The organism is Actinoplanes sp. M2I2, assembly GCF_023544445.1.
Lineage (GTDB): Bacteria > Actinomycetota > Actinomycetes > Mycobacteriales > Micromonosporaceae > Actinoplanes.
This window is the reverse complement of record NZ_JALPVJ010000002.1, coordinates 300,781-320,061: the sequence shown is the minus strand read 5'-3', so window position 1 is coordinate 320,061 and position 19,281 is coordinate 300,781. Positions and strand designations below refer to the sequence as shown.

Annotated in this window: 19 protein-coding genes; 8 read left to right on the top strand and 11 right to left on the bottom strand. The window is 70.7% G+C overall.

Features of this window, described 5'->3' with window-relative positions; genetic code table 11:
• Positions 1-69 precede the first annotated feature (69 nt).
• Positions 70-693 carry a response regulator transcription factor gene (locus tag HJC40_RS05230; RefSeq protein WP_249998581.1) on the bottom strand — a complete coding sequence of 208 codons (624 nt, stop codon included), beginning with the start codon at positions 691-693 and terminating at the stop codon, positions 70-72.
• 467 nt (positions 694-1,160) lie between these two features.
• Here HJC40_RS05230 and HJC40_RS05225 point away from each other — a divergent pair, with 467 nt between their 5' ends.
• Together HJC40_RS05225 and HJC40_RS05220 are read left to right on the top strand one after the other, a co-directional pair.
• Positions 1,161-1,895, top strand: coding sequence for an SDR family oxidoreductase (locus HJC40_RS05225; protein WP_249998580.1), 735 nt, complete (start codon positions 1,161-1,163; stop codon positions 1,893-1,895).
• On the top strand, positions 1,895-2,785 hold the full coding sequence (locus HJC40_RS05220; protein WP_249998579.1) for an SDR family oxidoreductase: 891 nt from the start codon (positions 1,895-1,897) through the stop codon (positions 2,783-2,785). Before HJC40_RS05225 ends, HJC40_RS05220 begins: the two co-directional genes overlap by 1 nt.
• Here HJC40_RS05220 and HJC40_RS05215 read toward each other — a convergent pair.
• Positions 2,755-3,699 carry a serine hydrolase gene (locus tag HJC40_RS05215; protein ID WP_249998578.1) on the bottom strand — a complete coding sequence of 315 codons (945 nt, stop codon included), beginning with the start codon at positions 3,697-3,699 and terminating at the stop codon, positions 2,755-2,757. The genes HJC40_RS05220 and HJC40_RS05215 overlap by 31 nt on opposite strands.
• The gene (locus HJC40_RS05210; RefSeq protein ID WP_249998577.1) at positions 3,696-4,583 is read right to left on the bottom strand and encodes a LysR family transcriptional regulator; all 888 of its coding nucleotides are present in this window, start codon (positions 4,581-4,583) and stop codon (positions 3,696-3,698) included. Before HJC40_RS05210 ends, HJC40_RS05215 begins: the two co-directional genes overlap by 4 nt.
• A gap of 107 nt (positions 4,584-4,690) precedes the next feature.
• On the opposite strand from HJC40_RS05210, the gene bla reads away from it, so the two are divergent.
• The 3 genes from bla (at position 4,691) to HJC40_RS05195 (ending at position 8,523) form a co-directional block, all read left to right on the top strand.
• Positions 4,691-5,605 carry a class A beta-lactamase gene (bla, locus tag HJC40_RS05205; protein WP_249998576.1) on the top strand — a complete coding sequence of 305 codons (915 nt, stop codon included), beginning with the start codon at positions 4,691-4,693 and terminating at the stop codon, positions 5,603-5,605.
• A gap of 77 nt (positions 5,606-5,682) precedes the next feature.
• Positions 5,683-7,668 (top strand): transglycosylase domain-containing protein, encoded by a 1,986-nt coding sequence (locus tag HJC40_RS05200; protein ID WP_284042780.1) that lies wholly within the window; start codon positions 5,683-5,685, stop codon positions 7,666-7,668.
• A gap of 192 nt (positions 7,669-7,860) precedes the next feature.
• Positions 7,861-8,523, top strand: coding sequence for an ester cyclase (locus HJC40_RS05195; protein WP_249998574.1), 663 nt, complete (start codon positions 7,861-7,863; stop codon positions 8,521-8,523).
• A gap of 10 nt (positions 8,524-8,533) precedes the next feature.
• On the opposite strand, the gene HJC40_RS05190 is transcribed toward HJC40_RS05195, so the two are convergent.
• Positions 8,534-8,944, bottom strand: a complete 411-nt coding sequence (locus HJC40_RS05190; protein ID WP_249998573.1) for a nuclear transport factor 2 family protein — start codon at positions 8,942-8,944, stop codon at positions 8,534-8,536.
• 422 nt (positions 8,945-9,366) lie between these two features.
• On the opposite strand from HJC40_RS05190, the gene HJC40_RS05185 reads away from it, so the two are divergent.
• Positions 9,367-11,235, top strand: a complete 1,869-nt coding sequence (locus HJC40_RS05185) for a BTAD domain-containing putative transcriptional regulator (RefSeq protein WP_249998572.1) — start codon at positions 9,367-9,369, stop codon at positions 11,233-11,235.
• Positions 11,236-11,260: 25 nt separating this feature from the next.
• On the opposite strand, the gene HJC40_RS05180 is transcribed toward HJC40_RS05185, so the two are convergent.
• Positions 11,261-12,682 carry an FAD-binding oxidoreductase gene (locus HJC40_RS05180; protein WP_249998571.1) on the bottom strand — a complete coding sequence of 474 codons (1,422 nt, stop codon included), beginning with the start codon at positions 12,680-12,682 and terminating at the stop codon, positions 11,261-11,263.
• A 107-nt stretch (positions 12,683-12,789) separates the two neighbouring features.
• On the opposite strand from HJC40_RS05180, the gene HJC40_RS05175 reads away from it, so the two are divergent.
• Together HJC40_RS05175 and HJC40_RS46050 are read left to right on the top strand one after the other, a co-directional pair.
• Positions 12,790-13,146: a helix-turn-helix transcriptional regulator gene (locus tag HJC40_RS05175; RefSeq protein WP_249998570.1), complete on the top strand. Its 357-nt coding sequence runs from the start codon at positions 12,790-12,792 to the stop codon at positions 13,144-13,146.
• Positions 13,143-14,033: an AraC family transcriptional regulator gene (locus tag HJC40_RS46050; RefSeq protein ID WP_249998569.1), complete on the top strand. Its 891-nt coding sequence runs from the start codon at positions 13,143-13,145 to the stop codon at positions 14,031-14,033. Before HJC40_RS05175 ends, HJC40_RS46050 begins: the two co-directional genes overlap by 4 nt.
• Before the next feature lie 26 nt (positions 14,034-14,059).
• Here the strand turns inward: HJC40_RS46050 and HJC40_RS05165 are convergent, their stop codons facing one another.
• From HJC40_RS05165 to HJC40_RS05140, 6 genes are all read right to left on the bottom strand, one after another.
• Entirely contained in the window at positions 14,060-14,596 is a 537-nt protein-coding gene (locus HJC40_RS05165) for a GNAT family N-acetyltransferase (RefSeq protein ID WP_249998568.1), read from the bottom strand.
• 27 nt (positions 14,597-14,623) lie between these two features.
• Positions 14,624-15,550, bottom strand: coding sequence for a LysR family transcriptional regulator (locus tag HJC40_RS05160; RefSeq protein ID WP_249998567.1), 927 nt, complete (start codon positions 15,548-15,550; stop codon positions 14,624-14,626).
• A gap of 25 nt (positions 15,551-15,575) precedes the next feature.
• A complete protein-coding gene (locus HJC40_RS05155; RefSeq protein WP_249998566.1) occupies positions 15,576-16,409 on the bottom strand; it encodes an SDR family oxidoreductase in 834 nt (277 codons plus the stop codon).
• Positions 16,410-16,435: 26 nt separating this feature from the next.
• The gene (locus tag HJC40_RS05150) at positions 16,436-17,188 is read right to left on the bottom strand and encodes an SDR family oxidoreductase (protein ID WP_249998565.1); all 753 of its coding nucleotides are present in this window, start codon (positions 17,186-17,188) and stop codon (positions 16,436-16,438) included.
• Positions 17,185-17,526, bottom strand: a complete 342-nt coding sequence (locus HJC40_RS05145; protein ID WP_249998564.1) for a putative quinol monooxygenase — start codon at positions 17,524-17,526, stop codon at positions 17,185-17,187. The genes HJC40_RS05150 and HJC40_RS05145 overlap by 4 nt, the downstream gene beginning before the upstream one ends.
• Positions 17,527-17,637: 111 nt before the next feature.
• On the bottom strand, positions 17,638-18,981 hold the full coding sequence (locus HJC40_RS05140; protein ID WP_249998563.1) for an FAD-dependent monooxygenase: 1,344 nt from the start codon (positions 18,979-18,981) through the stop codon (positions 17,638-17,640).
• Between the last annotated feature and the right edge of the window lie 300 nt (positions 18,982-19,281).

Sequence of the window (19,281 nt, the reverse complement as noted above, 5' to 3'; positions counted from 1 at the left end):
CACCGGGGTCGTCCTGCCGGTCGACGGCGGGATGAGCGCCTGAGCCACACCGACGCTGTCCGGCTGGGCTCAGATGATGCCCGTGCGGAGGGCGAACGCCACCGCATGAGCCCGGTTGCGCAGGTTGAGGCGCTTGGTCAAGCCGGCGACGACGCTCTTGACCGTCCGTTCCGAATAGGACAGCTTCCGGGCGATCTCGGCCGTGTCGAACCCGTCCGCCATCAGACGCAGCACGTCGATCTCGCGCGGGGTCAGGCCGGACGCGCTCAGCCCGTGCGGCCCGAGGACCTCCCGGTGCAGCCGGTCGACGTGCTTGACCAGGTCACCGATCAGGTTGGTGGGCATCATCCCACCGCCCTCGGCGGCGGCCTTGACGCTGTAGGCCAGCAGATCGGCGGTCACCGCCCGGCTGGGCAGGATGGCCACCACCCGGCACTCCACCGCGATGAGCATCCCGGCCTGGTCGATCTCGTCGACGACCAGGACGACCGGCACACCGAACGTGGTGGCCAGCTGACGCAGCCGGGCGGCGACGTCGACCCCGAGACGCTCGGCGCTCAGCACGATGACCTGCGCCTGTTCGAGACGCTTGCCGGACACGACCACGAAATCGGGCCGGCCCCGCAGGTAGCCGATCAGCCCGTCCTCGATCAGCGGCATGTGGCCGTGGACGACGACGTGAAGCGGTTCCACAGGCAACCCCTCCCAGTTTGCTCGGCCAGTGGCGGCAACGGAGCGGCTCGCCCCGCCGTCCGACGGAGTCACGCGGTCGTCGCTCGAGCCTTCATTGATGTGAAGGGGCGGGAACGGCTCGCCTCGCGGCGTTTGCCGGCACAGATATCCAGCAGTACCTCGAAAGGCTAGGGAGGCGTCGGAGGCAGGGCCTTGGACGCGAGCGCCGCATCACCGGGCAATTGGTGACGCTCTCGTCCAATTTGCCAGCTCATGGGCCATTTCAAACGGCACGGCGGCGGACGGCCGCGCAATTCCGGACCCGCTCGCCGCAATAACGGGCTCGGATGATTTCCCGGCGCGGGCAGATTTGATGCCGACGGCGGCACGATCTCGCCGATCAACCGACTTTCCCATCGCAGCTCCGCACCATCCCAGCCCCGCACCATCGCAGCCCCGCACCATCGCAGCCCCGCAAAGGAGAAGAAGTGTCTGACAACCCCCGGATCGCACTCGTCACCGGAGGTTCCGGTGGCATCGGTCGCGAGGTGGCGACCCGGCTCGCCGCGGACGGCATGAGCGTGGTCGTGCACTACGCCGGCAACCCGGTTCCGGCCCAGGAAACGGCCAAGAACATCATCGACGGCGGCGGCACCGCCGTGACCGTCCAGGCCGACATCGCCGAGCCGCAGCCGGTACAGGATCTGTTCGACGCGGTGGAACAGCAGTTCGGCGGCATCGACGTCGTGGTCAACACCGCCGGCATCATGCTGCTCAGCCCGCTGACCGAGCTGAGCATCGACGACTTCGACAAGATGCAGCGGATCAACGTGCGCGGCACCTTCCTCGTGAGCCAGCAGGCCGCCCGGCGGCTGCGCCCCGGCGGCGCGCTGATCAACTTCGCGACGACCGTCCGCAAGCTCGCCCTGCCGACCTACTCCGCGTACGCGGCCAGCAAGGCCGCGGTCGAGGCGCTGACCCCGATCCTGGCCAAGGAGCTGCGCGGCCGCGACGTGACGGTCAACGCGGTCGCTCCCGGGCCGACCGCCACGTCGTTCTTCCTCGAGGGCAAGCCCCAGCAGGTCATCGACCAGATGTCGAAGGCCGCGCCGCTGGAGCGGCTGGGCGAGCCGGGCGATGCCGTCGAAGTCGTCTCGTTCCTCGCCGGCCCGGCCCGCTGGGTCAACGGCCAGACCATCTTCGCCAACGGAGGCGTCATCTGATGAGCAGGACCATCATCGTCACGGGCGCGTCGAGCGGATTCGGCGCCATGATCACCCGGTCGCTGGCCGACGCGGGCAACGTCGTCTACGCCGGCATGCGTCACACGACCGACCGGAACGCCGAGGCCGTCGCCGACCTCGCCGGATACGCGAAAGAGCACGGCGTCCAGGCCCAGGCGATCGAGCTGGACGTCGCCGACCAGACGTCGGTCGACGCCGCTGTCGCTCAGATCGTCGGCGAGCGCGGCAGCATCGACGTCGTGGTGCACAACGCCGGGCACATGACCCTCGGCCCGGTCGAGGCGTTCACTGTCGAGCAGATCGCCAGCATCTACGACACCAATGTGCTGTCGACCCAGCGGGTCAACCGCGCTGTCCTGCCCCACATGCGCCGCCGGCGGGACGGCCTGCTCGTGTGGATCGGCTCGACCAGCGCCCGCGGCGGCACTCCCCCGTGGCTCGGCCCGTACTTCGCCGCCAAGGCGGCCGAGGACTCGCTCGCGGTGAGCATCGCGGCCGAGGTCTCCCGGTTCGGCATCGACTCGACGATCGTCGTGCCGGGCTCGTTCACCACCGGCACCAACCACTACGCCCACGCCGGGCACCCGGACGACGAAGTGGTCGCCAAGGAGTACGAGAACCTGTACGCGGGGGCCATGGACGACCTGCTGGCCAAGCAGGCCCAGCTGTCGCCGGCCGACGCCGACCCCGACGAGGTGGCCCGCCAGGTCGTCGCGCTGGTCGACCAGCCCAAGGGACAGCGGCCGTTCCGCGTGTTCATCGACCCGGCCCAGGACGGCGCCGAGGAGGTCTTCCGGGTCGGCGACCGCGTCCGCCGGGAGTTCTACCGCGAGGTCGGCTACGAGGACCTTCTCCGTCCGGCGACCTGATCGGCTTTTCCCGACGATCCCCGCAGCGAGTCCCGCAGGCTCCGCGCGACGCGACCCATCAGCGTCTCGGCAGCCGTCTGGGCCGCTGCGGGGATCTGCGATTCGGTCAGCGCCACCACGACGAAGGTCTGGCCGTCGGCGTGCTCGACCACGCCGGCCTCGTGGCGCAGGTTGAGCAGCGTGCCGGTCTTGGACGACCAGAGCGACGCGTCCGAGCTGAAGTCGGGCGCCAGCCGATGACGGACCACGGTGGCCGCCATCAACTCGCGGACGCGCGCGGCGGCCTCCGGGGTGATGGTGGAGGGCCGCCAGAGACCGGTGAGCAGATCGGCGTACGACCGGGCGGTGCCGGTGTTGGCCCGGCTCACGTCGAGCTGGGCGACGGCGTGCCCGCGCCCCGCCGTGCCCGCGCCGATGGCCAGCGAGTGCGCGAGGTGCAGGTCGGCCGGCCCGAAGCGCTCCGTGGGCGTGTCCATCAGATCGCGCAACCGGTGGCGTACGGCGATGTCCTCGAATCCCAGCCGGCGCAGCTCGGCCTCGATCGCGGCCGGCGGGGTGAGGTCGAAGAGCGCGTCCCCGGCGACGTTGTCGCTGATCGACACGGCCAGGTACAGCAGGTCGTCGATGGCCACCACGGCCGGGTGCCGGAACCGGCTCAGTCCGGTCGGGCCCGGGGTCCGGGTGCGCCCCGGCGCCACCTCGAGGCGGGTCGCGGGGTCGAGCTCGCCCCGGGCGACGCGCTCCAGCGTCCCGACGGCCAGGGGGATCTTGACCAGCGAGGCGACCGGGAACTCGACGTCGGCGTCCAGGTCGATCTCGTCACCGGTGTCCACGTCCCGCACCAGGAAGGACGCGCGCAGGCCGGCCTGGCGCAGGGCGTCTCGGGCCTCCCGGACGACGGCGGTCACGCTCATGGCTGGTCTCTCCCGTCACCGGTGGCGCCGACACAGGCGGCTATGGCGGCCGACAGGGTCGTCCGCAGCGTCCGGCCGTCGTCCTTGGAGGCCGACGCGACGGCATAGCCCCGGGCGAACGGCTCTTCCCCGATCGGCTGCCAGGACAGTCCGAACGCGGCGGCCTCACCCGGTGAGCACAAGACTAGATCACCGCCCTCGAGGGCCCGGGCGACCGCGCCGGGCACGGTGCGTGCGGTGGCGATCTGCGGGCGTTGCAGGCCGACCGCGTTGCCCAGGCGGACGAGCCGGTCCAGCACGTGCGGGACGTCGTCCTCGGGCTGCACCCAGACCCGGCGGGCCCGCTCGCCCAGCCGGTCCGTGCGCAGCTCCTCCAGGTAGATGGCGCGGCTCTCGCCGGGCCCACCGCCGGCCAGGCCGACCGGCACCCGCCAGGTGCCGTCGCCGGGCGGCACGGCCGTGAGGGCGGCGTGGACCTCGCGCGCCCGGACCAGGTCGGCGCGGGCGCCGGGTCCGGCCGGTACGACATCGAAGTACAGGCCGTGACGCCGGCCGGCGGCGATCAGGTGGGCCAGGGCCGGTGACGTGCTGGAGACCGGTACGGCGAGATCGAAGACGCGGCGGCGGGCCCGGTCGGCATCGTCGTTCATCGCGTCGGCCAGCTCGACCAGTCGCTGGGCCGCGGGGAGCATCTCCCGGCCGAACGCGGTCAGCGCCACCGTCCGTGACGAGCGCTCGAGCACCGGAGCGCCGAAGTGCTCCTCCAGGGCGGCGATGCGACGACTGGCCACCGGCTGGGGGATGCCCGCGGCGGCCGCGCCCTGGGTGAAGCTGCCGTGCCGGCTGACCGCGATGAACGCCACACAACTCCCGATGAGGTCCACCGGCCCAACCTATGCCGGATCTGCATCAATGGCCAACAAACTGTCTTGGACAGCATCGATCCTGCGTGTCAGCCTCGAAGCAACCCTGTCTCCCACGGAAGTGATCAATGATCAGCACCTTGAGCAAGGCCGCCGCCGTGACGACCCTCGTCTTCCTGGGCGCCTGCAGCACACCCGAGCCCGACGTCGTGGCGACGCCCTCCGCGGGCGTGACGGCCTCGTCCGGGGCCGCGACGGCCCCGGTGAACACGGGCAGCCGAGACTTCGCCGCGCTGGAGAAGGAGTTCGGTTCCCGGCTCGGCGTGTACGCGCTCGACGTGGTGTCCGGGCAGCGCGTCGAACACCGGGCGGACGAGCGGTTCGCGTACTGCTCCACCTTCAAGGCCCTCGCCGCCGGGGCCCTGCTGTCCCGGGACGCTCCGCTGGACAAGGTCGTCACGGTCGACCGGGCCGACCTCGTGCCGCACTCCCCCGTCACCGAGAAACACGTCGGCCGGGGCATCAGCCTGCGCGACGCGACCGAGGCCGCCGTGCGCACCAGCGACAACACCGCCGCCAACATCATGCTCGACGAGCTGGGTGGTCCGGCCGGCCTGGAGAAGTCGCTCCGGGAGCTCGGCGACGACGTGACCGAGTCGGCCCGCACCGAGCCGGCCCTCAACGAGGCGGTGCCCGGCGACGAACGCGACACCAGCACCCCGCGGGCCCTGGCCGGCAATCTCCAGGAGTACGTCCTGGGCGACGCCCTGCCGGCCGGCGACCGCGCCCAACTCGTCGAGTGGCTCAGCGGTAACGCGACGGGCGACAAACTGATCCGGGCGGGCGTCCCCCGCGGCTGGAAGGTCATCGACAAGAGCGGCGGCGGCGAGTACGGCACCCGCAACGACATCGGCGTGCTGTGGCCCGAACCGGATCGGCCCATCGTCCTCGCGGTGCTGTCCAGCCGCCCGAGCGCGGACGCCGAGTACGACGACGCCCTGGTGGCCCGGGCCGCGAAGGTGGCAGCGGAGGCGCTGCGGTGAGGCGCGTGGCCGTTCTGCTGCTCTACGGCCTGCTGGGCGGCGTTCTCATCGCGACCGCGTCGTTCCCGGCCGCCGCGATGTCGGGACTGGTGGCGAAGGCGGGCTCACAGGGCTTCGCCGGGTTGCCCAGCGAGCTCGAGCAGCAGCCCGCTCCCCAGATCAGCCGCATCTTCGCCGCGGACGGCCGGACGCAGATCGCGGTGATGTACGACGAGTTCCGCAGCGACGTGCCCCTGTCGCAGATCCCGGCGACCATGCGGAACGCGATCGTGGCGGCCGAGGACCACCAGTTCTACGAACACAACGGGGTGGACCTCAAGGGCGTCGCCCGCGCCTTCGTCAACAACCACAACGGTGGAGCCCGGCAGGGCGCGTCCACCCTGACGATGCAGTACGTCCGCATGGCGCTGGCGTACACCGCCCGGACACCGGGCGACGCGGTCGCCGCCACCGAGGACACCCCCGGACGCAAGCTGGCCGAGATGAAATACGCGATGCAGCTCGAGAAGGAACTGAGCAAAGAACAGATCCTCGAGCGCTACCTCAACATGGCCCCGTTCGGGAACGGCGCGTACGGCGTCTACGCCGCCTGTCAGGTGTACTTCAAGAAGCGGCCGAAGGACCTGACCGTCGCCGAGGCGGCGCTGCTGGCCGGCATGGTCAAGGCGCCGACCGCGTTCGACCCGACCACCGACGGCGGCCATCCACAGGCGACGGCCCGGCGCGACTACATCGTCGACAACATGCGCGACTTGGGATTCGTCACCGCGCAGCAGGCCACCGCGGCCAAGAAGACCGAAGTGAGCCGGGCTGTCACCCGGGCCGGCAGTGGCTGCCGGAGCTTCTTCTGCGACTACTTCTACCGCTGGTGGCTGTCCCAGCAGGCGTTCGGGGCCAACGCGTACGAGCGGGAACGGCGACTCAAGTCGGGCGGCTACCGGGTGGTGACGTCACTGGACGTGCGGACGCAGGCGTCGGCGCGAACGGAGATCACCAAGGTCACCAAGGACACCAACCGCAACGCGCTGATGCTGGCGGCGGTGCAGCCGGGCACCGGGCGGGTGCAGGCGCTCGCGGCGAACCGCAAGTACAGCCCGGACACGAGCCGGAACAAGCGCCATTCCGATCCGGAGCTGGCGGCGCGGGGCCAGAAGGGGACGTACCCCAGCACCGTGAACCCGATCATCACCGGAGGCGGCGACATCTCCGGGTACCAGGCCGGGTCGGTCTTCAAGATGTTCACCATGGTGGCCGCGCTGGAGAACGGTTACGACCTCGACCACAAGATCACCTCCGGCAGCACGTACCGGTCGAAGTATGTGATCGACCCTGGTTCCCCGACCGCTTGTCCGGGCACGCATTTCTACTGCCCGCACAACGCGTCGCCGAGCCTGAAGGGCACCTACGACATGTGGACAGGCTTCGGCCAGTCCGTCAACACGTACTTCGTGCCCCTGCAGGAGCAGGTCGGAGCGGCGAAGGTCATCGACGCGGCCCGGCGGTTCGGCGTACGGTTCCGGGCCGGGTCGGACGCCGCCATCGCCGGCGATCCGGCCGGCGCGAATCAGTGGGGCGCCTTCACCCTCGGAGTGTCGTCATCGACGCCGCTGGACATCGCCAGCGCGTACGCGACGCTCGCCGCCGACGGCCTGTACTGCACGCCCACACCTGTCCGGAGCATCACCTCCGCCGGCGGGGCCGAGCTCGCCGTCGGCCGGCCGGACTGCACGCGCGCGACGTCGGCGGGCGTGGCCCGGAAGGCCCTGGACGCGGCTCGTTGCCCGGTCGGCGACCGGGCCCGGCTGGGCACGTGCCGGGGAGCAACCGCGCCCCAGGTCCGTTCCGTGGTGGGGCACCCGGTGTTCGGCAAGACCGGGACGACCGACGGCGACAACACCGCGTCCATGGTCGTCGGCACGCGCGACGTGGTGGTGGCCGGCTATCTCGCCAACCCCGACTGGAGCGCCCACCGCGATCCCATGCGGCACGACATCGTCAACCCGGCCGTCTACCGCACCGTGGCCGATTACATGCACGACCGACCACGCCGGGAGTTCCCGTAGGAGCCGGACCTCGCGGAGCCATGCGCCCGAGGCATACCTGCGTGCCGAACTGTCGTGGCTGATCAGGCGGTGGGCTGCAAGGCTTCGAACATGTCCGGTCCGGGCTGAGAGCCCCTGTCCAGACCGCGTGACGCAGCCCGAACTCGACGCGAGGTCATCAATTCACCTCGCTCTTATCTGAGGACATCGACAATGACCACGCCTGCTCAGCCGCACTTCACTCGCCGGCGCACGCTGGCCGCCTTCACCGGTGTCCTGGCCACCGCGGCTCTCGCCGCGTGCGGCGGATCCTCCGACCCAGCGCCGGCCGCAGCAGCCACGGCCACGCCGTCCGGCGCACCATCACCCAGCGGAAGCGGGAACACGATGACTACCGAGAAGAACCTGTCGGCCGACGACCCCGCGCTGGACGCCCGGTCCCGGCAGCTCATCCGGATCGGCGAGGACGGCATCGCCCGCGAGAATCCGGCCCTGCTCGCCGCGTTCTTCGCCCCGGACTTCCGCTTCCACGGGCCGGACGGCGGGACGCTGAGCCGGGAAGAGCTCTGGGACTACTTCGCGGCCTGCCGGCGGGCGTTCGACGACTTCCAGGTCACCCGTCAGGCCATCTTCTCCGACGGCGGCGCCTTCGTCGGGGCCCGCACCACCTTCACCGGCATCTTCGCCCGCCGCTTCGACGCCTCCCCGATCGGCCCGCTCGAGCCCACCGGCGGCCGGATGATGTACCGGATCAACAACGTCTTCCGCTACAACGACCAGGGAACCCTGGCCGAGGAATGGGCCCAGTACGACAGCCGGCTCTTCCTGGAGACCCTGGGCGTCCGCCTGGTCCCGGCCGGGCCCCGGCCGTCCTGACCCGCCGCCCTCAGTCGTGGGCGCGCCACGACCGGCGCCCGGTCGCCTTCTCGAAGGCCGGCCGGACGTCGACCGTGTCGTAGATGAGGCTCAGTCGCACGATGCGGCCGTCCTCGTCCAGTTCCGCGACGTCGACCACCTCGAAGGGAGCCGGCGTCCCGTCCGGGAGCCGCCAGTCGAAATGAAACCAGAAACTGACGACCGCGGCCCCGTTCCGGTCGGCTCCGCGCATCACCGACCGCAGCGTCAACACAGCACTGCCGGTGTCCGCGAACAATCGCGGATAGAAGAGCTCGGCAGGCAAGGGACCGTACAACGGCGACTGGACGACGTTGTCGGGGGCGAACAGGCCGACGGCCAGCCCGACATCGCCGGTTTCGAGGGCGCGCAGGTACGTGTCGACCAGCTCAGCGGAATCCACGAATCCATGGATAGCACGCCGCGTCCGGAGGGCGACCCCCCGTCGTGGCGCGCCTTTTCCAGGTTTCGTGGCGCTTCCGTTCTATATGAGGCCTGGCGGGCTCTCTATCGTCGGGAAATGCCCTCGACCGGCCACGACACAGCACCGATCATCCCCGCGATACCGGGGAGAGCCCGGTATGCCGCCGGGTCCTCAGCGCCGGGACGTGGTCGGCCAACAGCAGGGCTCACCGAACGAACTGCGCCGCAATCCGCGTCGCCGCGGGATTTACCGTACGAAGTTCGCTTGCAGAGGTTCCATCATGACTGCGTAGTAGCGTCTGGCCACTGCCGGGCGACCGGAGACGGATCGCCGCCCGGTCGCGGAGGCCGGCCGGCGGGATCACGCAGGACGTGGACGGTACCGAGATCTCGAGGACAGATATGACAGCCAGGCTGCGGTTCGCCGCTTTCGGTCCGCTGCGCATGTGGCGTGACGCCGAGGAAGTCCCGGTCGGCTCGCCGCAGCAACAGGCCCTCCTGGCCGCGCTGGTGCTGGTCGAGGGCCGGCCGGTGACCGTCGGCGAGCTGATCCGGGTGGTGTGGCACGAGAACCCGCCGCGCGCCGCGCTCGGCACCATCAGGACGTACCTTTCCCGGCTGCGCCGCCTGCTGGACGGCACGGGAGCGGAGATTTCGGCCCTCGCCGACAGCTACCGGCTGTCCGGCGGACAGCTGAGCGCCGATGTCTGGGAGTTGGATGCCGCAGTCACTCACGCCCAGCAACTGCTGCGGGCAGCCGATCCGGCCGGTGCGGCCCGGGCCCTTGACGCCGTTCTCGCCGGCAGCACCGGCATCCCGCTCGCCGGCGTGCCCGGTTACTGGGCCGAGACGCAGCGCACCCGCCTCGCCGACCGGCGGGACATGGCCGCCGAGCTGCGCCTGACCGCCCGTCTGGAGAGCGCCGAACCCACGGCGGAGGATCTCGCCGATCTCGCCCGTCTGGTCGACACCCACCCGCTGCGCGAGGCGCCGCGTGCTCTGCTGATGCTGGCGCTCTACCGGCGTGGCCGGCAGGCCGAGGCGCTGGAGGTCTTCCGGCAGGGACACCAGTTGCTCCGGGACGAGCTCGCCGTCGAGCCCGGACCGGCTCTGCAGGCGACGCATCGGCGCATCCTGCGAGGCGATCCCAGTCTCATCGTGGTCGCGCCCGCCCCCGCCCCGCCCTCGACACCCGCGCCGGCGGTTTTCCTGCCCGCCGGGCTGACCCACTTCGTCGGTCGCGAGACCGAGCTCGGCCTGCTTCGTTCCGCCCTGTCCGGTCCGGGCCGGGTCGCCGTCATCACCGGCCTGAGCGGCTCCGGGCGGACGTCGCTGGCGCTGCGGGCCGCCCACGAGCTGGCCGGTTCGTTCCCGGACGGTCAGTTGTACACCGACCTTCGTGACGCCGGCGGCATCGGCGGTGTCCTGCAGGAGTGGTTGCGCATGCTGGGCGCCGGCCCGGACATCCCGGCGACCGACGGTGGCCGGGTGGCCATGTTCAGCAGCCTCATGGCCGGACGCCGTCTGCTGCTTGTCGTCGACAACGCGACCGACACCACGCAGGTGAGTCTGTTGCGCCGGGCCGCTCCGCGCGCCACTCTGCTCATCACGTCGGCCCGCCGCCTCACCTCGGTGCCCGAGGCGAACTGGATCCGGCTCGGGGGCTTCCGCCTCGACGACAGCCTCGGCCTGATCACCGCGGTCGCCGGCCGGGCCCGCGTGCTCGGCGAGCCGGCCGCCGCTGCCCGCCTGGCCGAGCTGTGTGGCGGACACCCCCTCGGCGTCCTGGTCGCCGCCCACCGCGTCCACGGACGTCCACGCTGGAGTATCGCGGCGATCGCGGATCAACTGGCCGAGCAGCTGTCCGACCCGTACGCCGCCTCCCACGACGACTGCGCGATCGTCTCGGCGGCGCTCTCCCGTTCCTACCAGATGCTGGCGCCTCTCCCGGCGCAGGTGCTGCGGGCCATCGGCGCGGTCCGACCGGAGCGGATCTCCGCCGCCGAGGTCGCCGAGCTGGTCGGCCTGCCGCTGCACCAGGCCTACTCGGCCCTCGACGCGCTCGACGACGTCTCCCTGATCGTCGACACCGAGGACGAGAACCACTATCGGCTGCCCAGCCATTTGGTCGGCTTCCTCGCCTTGCGGGCCGCCCACAGCATCGACGGCGACGACGCCGTCATGGCGATGCGGGCCCGCTGGGACGCCCTGACGGCCGCCCGTGACCGGACCCTGACGCCCCTACGGACAGACGCGCCCTGCTCGACCTGATGAGCGGGTCGCTCGACCGAGGTGTTCACACGCTCAGCGTGTGGTTGACCCGGAACAGGTCGAGCGGGTCGTACTGCCGCTTGGCGTCCAGCAACCGCTTGTAGGTGTCCGGCGAGTAAGCGGTCGCCACCCGGTCGGGGGCCGCGTCGGAGTCCTTCTGGAAATTGACCAGAGTGCCGCCGTGGTCCCAGGGCTTCATCGCCTGCAGGATCGCCTCGAGCGGCGCACCGAGCAGATCGCCCTCACCGGGGCCGCCGGCTGTCGCGACGAGCAGGCAAAACGGCGCGTCCCGGTGGCTGATCGCGCTGGACACGGCCGGCTCGTGGGCGAGCGCGCCGCCCAGCTGGCGGACCTCCACCATCAGCACCGGCGTGTCCACCCCGGCGCCGGCCGCCTCCACCAACGCCTCGGCCGCCTGCGCCGGGAAGGAGGAGAGGAGCGCGGTCCGCTCGTACGCGGGAATAGGGTCGACCGGGTCGTTGTGCACCGAGGCGAAGGCGGTGAACGGCATCTCAGCACAGGCGTCGACGAGAATCTCGCCGATCGACCTCAGACCGGCCACCAGGTCGGCGCCCTCCGCGGCCGCACCGAGGAAAGCGACGCGGACGTGCGCGGTGACCCGGCCCCGCAGCGGCTCGGGCACGAAAGGCAGCGGCGGCAGTCGCAGGAAGGCGAACGACACGGTCAGCCGTTCGTCGTCCAGCGCGACCAGCCGGCGGAACTCGGCGAGCACCGCCGGCGCCGCTTCGGCGGAGAAGTAGATTCCGCCGCCGTAGAAGCGCGTGACCGGCATCAGATCGAACGTCATGGACGTGACGACGCCGAAGTTCGACTTGCCGCCGCGGACGGCCCAGAACAGCCCGGGCTCCTCATCCGGAGCCGCCGTGCGCAGCACGCCGTCCGGAGTCACGATCTCCACAGAGCTGACGTGGTCGGACGCGTACCCGTACGAGCGGCCGAGCAGAGGACTGACACCGCCGCCGATCGTGTAGCCGACGACACCGACGTTCGGCGACGAACCGACCAGCGGCGCCAATCCCTCTCGCGCGGCCGCCTCGACGACGTCCTGCCATTCGGTGGCCGCGCCCACGGTCGCCGTCCGGAGCTGTCCGTCGATCACACAGCCGGTCAGCCGGCGTACGTTGATCAGGACGGCGCCGTCGGCCGCGCTCATCGGTCCGTGCCCGGTCGCGACCACGGCCACCGGCAGGCCCTGAGCGGCGGCGAAACGCACCGCGGCCCGCACGTCGGCGGCCGAGGTGGCGCCCACGGATACGGCCGGCGTCTGCAGGAACCCGAGATTCCACGTGAAGGTCTCCGCCGCGTACCCCTCGTCGCCGGGGGTCACCACGGGGCCGTCCACCTGTGCCACCAGGCCGGCCAGGACAACGGAATCGATGTCGTCGGTCATGCCGGCCAGCACACCAGGAAAGGATCCACGTTTCATCGACATCTGCATGACGCGCGGCCGGTTCACCGGACGGTGAGCCAGCGGCCGGTGGTCATGGAGGGAACGTCAATCGGTTGTTGATCGCAAGTCTGTGTGCTGTGACCATGCAGGAGAACTATGGCGCGTCCCCGGTGGTCGTCGCGGCACGACGGCTCGTGGAGCGAATGCTGGCCGACCAGGCGCTGGCACCGGACCTTCTGGTGCGCGAGCTGCACGTCTCGCGGCGGACTTTGAATCGGGCCTTCGCCGGTGAGGGTGAGTCTTTGATGGCGTACGTGCGTCGCCGGCGGCTGGAGAACGCCCTGGCCGACCTGACCGGATCGGAGTCCCGGCTCAGTGTGACGGAGGCGGCGGCCCGGTGGCGGTTCGCCGACAGCAGTCACCTGGTCCGGGCCTGCCGCAAGCGATACGGCCAGACCCCGACGCAGTACGTCAGAACCCGTTCCAGGAACGTGTCGTGACTCGCCCCCTGACCTCAGCTGTCCCGGCGCACGGACCGGGCACGCCGCTGATGTCCAGCGTCGGTCTGGGCTGGCGGGTGGCTCGCGTGGAGCTGTACAAGGACCCCCCACAGCTTCCGGACTTCGTCGCCCCGGCCTCCCCCGACCTGTCGCTCGTCATGGTGACGTGCGGCCGATACACGATCGAGAGCCGGCAGGAACGGACCTGGCGACGAGCGGAGTACGGTCCTGGCTCGGTGGGGGTGAACGCCCCGGGCCGCGGGAGTGTGTTCCGCTGGCGGTCGACCGATCAGCTGAAGCTCGAGTCGCTGCATCTGCGGTTCCAGGCCGCGGCGGTGCACCAGGCCCTGGACAGTTTCGGCCTCGCTCACCGGGACGCCGAAAGACTGGATGCCCTGTCCCTTGAGGACGTCTATGTGTCGACGTCGCTGTCGGCTCTTCGCCGAGCCCTCGAAGCGGGTGCGGCCGGTCTCTACGCCGACATGATCGCGGAGTCGCTACTGACCCATCTCGTCTACACGACCCTGGCCGACTCGGCCAAGCGGGAGCGGATCGAGGCGGACGCGAACCTGCTGGGTTGCAAGGAACTCGAGATCGTCTTCGACTACATGCGGGACCGGCTCGGTCACGAGGTCCGGCTGGACGAACTGGCCGCGCTGGTCAACATCAGCAAGTTCCACTTCCTGCGGACCTTCCGCAAGGCGACCGGGCTCACTCCGCACCGCTATCTCACCCGGCTCCGGCTCCAGCATGCGGCCGGTCTGCTGCGCAACAGCCGGCTGAGTGTGCAGCAGGTGGCGATGACGTGCGGCTACACCAGCGCCAGCCGTTTCGCGGCCGCGTTCCGCCAGGAGTACGGCGTGGCCCCGGCCAGCTATCGGCGGTAGTCCCCAACTCGGCGTGCGCCGGGCTCTCAGGCCCCAGCCGGGGACAACGCCTTGCGGTAGACGCGGACGTCGCAGTCGACAGCCAGCAGTGGCGCCAGGTGCGGGTGGAACCGGTCGAGCCCGGTCGTGGTGACCAGCCGGTAGCCGCGGCGTTCGTACCAGTCCATCAGGAAATCCTTGTACGGGTGCCGCCCGTTGCGCGGTGTCAGAATCTCGAGTTGCATGGTCGTCAGGTTCTCTCCGGCCGCCCAGGCCTCGGCGTGGTCGACCAGGGCGGTGCCGACACCGGCGCCCTTCCGTCGTGACCGGGACGCGAGCATGCCGAGGCCGGCCTGGCCGGGCCCGAGGCGGTGCAGACGCAGGGCGCCGACCACGGTGCCATGTGAACGGGCGACGACCAGCTCGCCGGCCTCGGCCAGCGCCCGCACCTCGGCCGGCGTGGTGCGGCCCACACCGTCCTTCCACAAGCCTTTCTCGCCGTCCCGGTACGCCTGGTTGACGAGCTCCGTCACCTCGGTGACCAGCACGGTCTCCGCCGTGGCGAAGCCGATGTCGAACGTCATGTCCACTCCCTGCCCGAGACCTACGGCTCAGTCGTGCCGGCGATCCGGCGGCCCGTACTTTCCCAGCTCGTCCCGGAGAGCCCGGACGACAACACTGGCGGCCGTCGACCGGGCTTGGGGCGTGACGATGAGGGTCGCCCGCCGTTGCACGAGGTCCGGGTCGGCGACAGGCAGCCATTTCACCCCGGCCGGAACGATGTCGGCGGCCAGCCCGGGTACGACCGTGACGCCTATCCCGGCCGCGACCATCCCGAGACGCGAAGGCCAGCCCTGAGCCCGGCCGGTGATCCGCGGATTCTCCAGCGAGGGCCAGGGCCCGAACTGTGGCTCACCCTCGGCGCCCACGCCGACGATCCACGCCTCGTCGATCAGGTCGGCCACCTCGATCTCGTCGCGGGCGGCGAGGGGATGGTCGAGGCCGACGGCCACCCCCAGCCCGCGCCGGATGGGGACGGCCTCGACGCGAAGCCCGTCCAGGTCGTAGTCGGGCAGACCGGTGCCCGAACCCATGACCGCGACGTCGACCCCGCCCGCCCGCAACCGCAACAGTTGCGCCGGGCTGCTCGCTTCCCACACCGCCACGGTCAGTGCCGGGTGTTGCTCCCGCAGGCGGCCGATGGCGCGGGGGACGACACTCGCGGCGGCTGTCGGGTAGGCGCTGACGGTGAGATGACCGGCCAGCTGATCGCGCAGACCGGCCATCTCCCGTTCGGCCGCTTCGAGCTGGGCGAGCACCCGCCGCGCGTGCCGCAGCAGCGCTTCGCCGGCGGCGGTGGGACGCACGCCCCGGGCCTGCCGTTCGAACATCGGGCTGCCGACGGCCGCCTCGACGGCGCTGATCTGGCGGGAGATCGCGGACTGGGTGTAGCCCAGCGCCTGGGCCGCGCCGGTGAACGAGCCCGACCGGGCCACCTCCACCACCACGCGCAATCCCAGCAGCGTCAGGTCCGCCATGGTGCCCGACGATAGACGAATCTCATCACCGATCGTTCGCCTTCGGGTATTCGGCGTCGGCGGCGTACGCCGTGTCGCGCCGGCTCTCCAGGTCGGCGAGCCGCTTCCGCAGGCCGGCGGTGACCGCCTCGTACGCATCGGAATTGATCAGCAGCCGCAAAGGCGGCTCGTCCGAGGTCGCGGCGGCGAGCACCGCGTGGGCGGTGCCGGACTGCGTGGCCACCATCTCCTCGATCGGCACCGGCGGCTGATCGGCCGGCCCGCCCCGGTAGGGCGCGCTCGGCGGGACCCGCTCGGCCGCGGCGTAGAACGAGGTCGGCACCAGACCGGGCTCGACCAGCATCGTTCTGATGCCGAACGGGGCGATCTCGGTGGCCATCGACTCGAAATAGCCCTCGACGCCCCACTTGGTCGCGTGATAGATCGCGAAGCCGGGAAACGTGATGTGACCGCCCTGGCTGGACAGCTGCACGAAGACGCCGCCGCCCTGCTCGCGCAGGTGCGGCACGACCCGCCGCGCGAACTGGATGGATCCGGTCAGGTTGGTCGCGATCATGTTCTCGACCTGCTGGTCCGTGATGTCCTCGGCGGCGCCGAACACGCCCAGCCCGGCGTTCGACACCACCACGTCGATCCGCTCATGGGCGGCGAACACGCGAGCCACGACGTCCTCGAGCTGCGCCAGATCGGTCACGTCCAGGGACGCCCGCCACAGCCGATCGCCGTACTCGGCGGCCAGGTCGTCCAGCTGTTCCGGGCGGCGCAGGGTGGCGGCAACCCGGTCGCCCTGGGCCAGGGCCTGCTCCACCATCTCCCGGCCGAGGCCGCGAGACGCTCCGGTGATGAACCAGGTAGTCATGAAATTCGTCCTTTCACTGTTGTGTTTCAGCCGCCCGTCGCGGCGTTCACGATGCGTACGGCCGCGTCGGACGACTGGCGAAGTGCCTGGTAGATGTCCTCGGAGCCACCGACGCGAAGTTCCAGCTCGTCGCGTTCGAGGCCGGCGAGGAGTTCAGCGACGGCCTCACCGAGCGGCATCTTCTGATCCGATCGCACGCCGGCCGAGAACGGCGAGTCGACCAGGGGGGCCATGAACTCGAAGACCCTGATGGGTGAGCCGTTGCGCTCGAGCTGCAGACGGACCGCCTGGGTCAGCGAATGCAGCGCGGCCTTGGTGGCGCTGTAAGTCGGATTGGTGATGTCGGGGGCGAAGGCCGCGCCGGAGGTTGTGACGATCAACGCGGGATCGTGCTGCCCCCCGATGATCGGTACGAGGCCGTCGATCAGTTGCACGGCGGACAGATAGTTCGTCCGCACCTCCTGCTCGGCGAAGGCGTACGCATCGTCCTCGCCGAACAACCGGTAGGTGTGGGTCACACCGGCGTTGAGCAGCACCGTGTCCAAGCTGGGGTGTTCGGTGGCGACGAAGTCGAGCAGCCGCCGCACGTCGCCGGTGTCGGAGAGGTCGCAGGGGAACGCCACCGCGTCGGGCAGCTGTGCCGCCTCGGCGCGCAGACGATCCTCGCGACGCGCGACCATGATGACGCGGCAACCATGGCTGCTGAAACGCTTGGCCGCCTCCAGCCCCATACCGGTCCCGGCGCCGGTGACCAGAATGTGTCGTCCGGACAGGTTCATCGGGGGTCACCGCCCTCGTGCTCAGCGGGGACGGGGGCCAGGGTCACCGTATTGATCGGCTCCGCGAGCAACGGGGCAACGCGGTCCACCGCACCGTTACTGACGACCAACTGCTCATGACGGCGAGCGTCGGCCTCGGTGGCCCATCTCTCGACCACGTACAGAGTTCGCGCGGTGGACAACTCGATCAGGAGCTCGTAGGCAACGTGCCCCGGCTCGTCGGTCACCGACGCCGCCGTCTTCCGCAGTTCATCGACGAGCGTGTGGAAGGCCGCCGCGTCGACAGCCTCGAACCGGCTGACGAGACAGATCGGCCATCGAGCGTTCGCGTCGCTCATTACTGTCCTCCTTTGTAGTTCACTTGATGGCTGGGCTCCCGCTGCGGGAGCGATCAAGCGATGGAACCGGCATACCGCCGCCGGCCGGTGCGGGTGGTCAGCCCGGCCTGCTCATCTGGTGAGCACCCGCAGCAGGAAGGCCGGGCGCGCCAGGGTCTTCGGGTGGGCGAGCAGCGACGAGACCCGGCTCACGTCGCGGTTCACCCGCTCGTCCTTCCGGGCGGCCGCCACGACGCGGTCGCTGAACCACTTCGTCATCCGATAGCCGCGCGGGTACGGACCGGTGACATGGGGCAGCGCCACATCGATCTGCGCGGCGCTCTGCCAGGCGGCGTCGACGACCAGATTCACGTCCGCGAAATACGACCGGGCCGGGCGGTCGAGATCCGGGTCCTCCCGCAGATACAACGACAGACATGAGGCGTGCAGCATGGCGGCGCTCATGCCCTGGCCGTACGTGGGATTGAACGACGCGACCGCGTCGCCGGCGACAAGCAGCCGGGCGGGAAGGCGCTCGAGCAGATGGAAGTCCCGGCGCCGGCTGTCGGCCTGGTGATAGGTGGCCACTTCGCCGATCTGATCCGGATCGGCGGCGACCGCCCGGAACTCCGGTGGCAGTTCGCCCATCCGCCGGAGGAACTGGGCCGGGTCGCGGCCGGGCTTGTCCTCGCCGTACCCGGCGACCAGGACACTCCAGCGGTCGTGCTCGATCGGGGTGAAGAAGCCGATCCGCGCCGAGCGTCCCGGTCCCGGCGTGACGACCGACGTCGCGATCCAGACGTCCGCGTCGGCCGGGCGCCGGACCCGGGCGGTGGCGTAGGTCAGCTTGATGCCGACGCGCCGCATCGGGGCGCGGGGAAAGCCGTGCGCCTCGACCCACGCGCCGAGGTGGCTCGATCGGCCGGTGCAATCCACGACGAGGTCGGCGTACGCCTCGAGGGCGGCGCCGCCGCCGGCGGGCTGGAAGCGGACGCCCGTCACGGTGTCGCCGAACATGGTCAGACCGTCGACCCGGCCGTGCCGGACCCGCACGTTGGGCCGGGCGAGCACCCGGTTGCGGATCAGCGCCTCCAGGAAGGCCCGGCTGGCGAACGTGCCCTCCGTGCCCGGTGCCGCCGGCAGGTGCGGGTTCAGCTGACCGTTGAGATACAGACGCACCGCGCGGGGCGGCGTGTCGACCGCGCCGGCGGCCCAGGCCTGTTCGGCGAAACCGGGGAACCACCGCTCCAACTGCATCTGCCCGGCCGGCAGCATGGCGTGCAGTTGCCCGCCCTGGGGCACCCCGGGACGGCTGCCGACCGCGTCCGGGTCGGCCGCCATCCGCTCGTCGGACACGTCGAGCGCGGCGAGGTCGTCCCGCTCGATGATCAGCACCTCCTCCGCGTGCTCGCTGAGCACGCGAGCGGCCATCAGCCCGGCGATGCTGCCGCCGAGAACCACGGCCCGTCCCAGCACCTTTCGCTGCCCGCTCGGAACGGTTGCCGTGGAGATCTCGGCAAACCGACCAGCCGGGGATTTCGTACGCTTACCAGACCTCAAAGGAACTCCCGGGCGGCGGTCGGACGGCATCTCCTGACGATAAGAAACGGGCTGGTCAGCTCCTTGAACGACAGCGCCAGGAATTTTGATCGACAGCGCCAGAAAGGGCGGTGCCGTCAGGCGAGAGACCGCAGGACCGCCTCGAGGTCGCGCTCGCCCTCGCGGGTCTGCTCCCCGGTCGCCGTCGAATACCGCATCACCGACCTGGGGCTCACG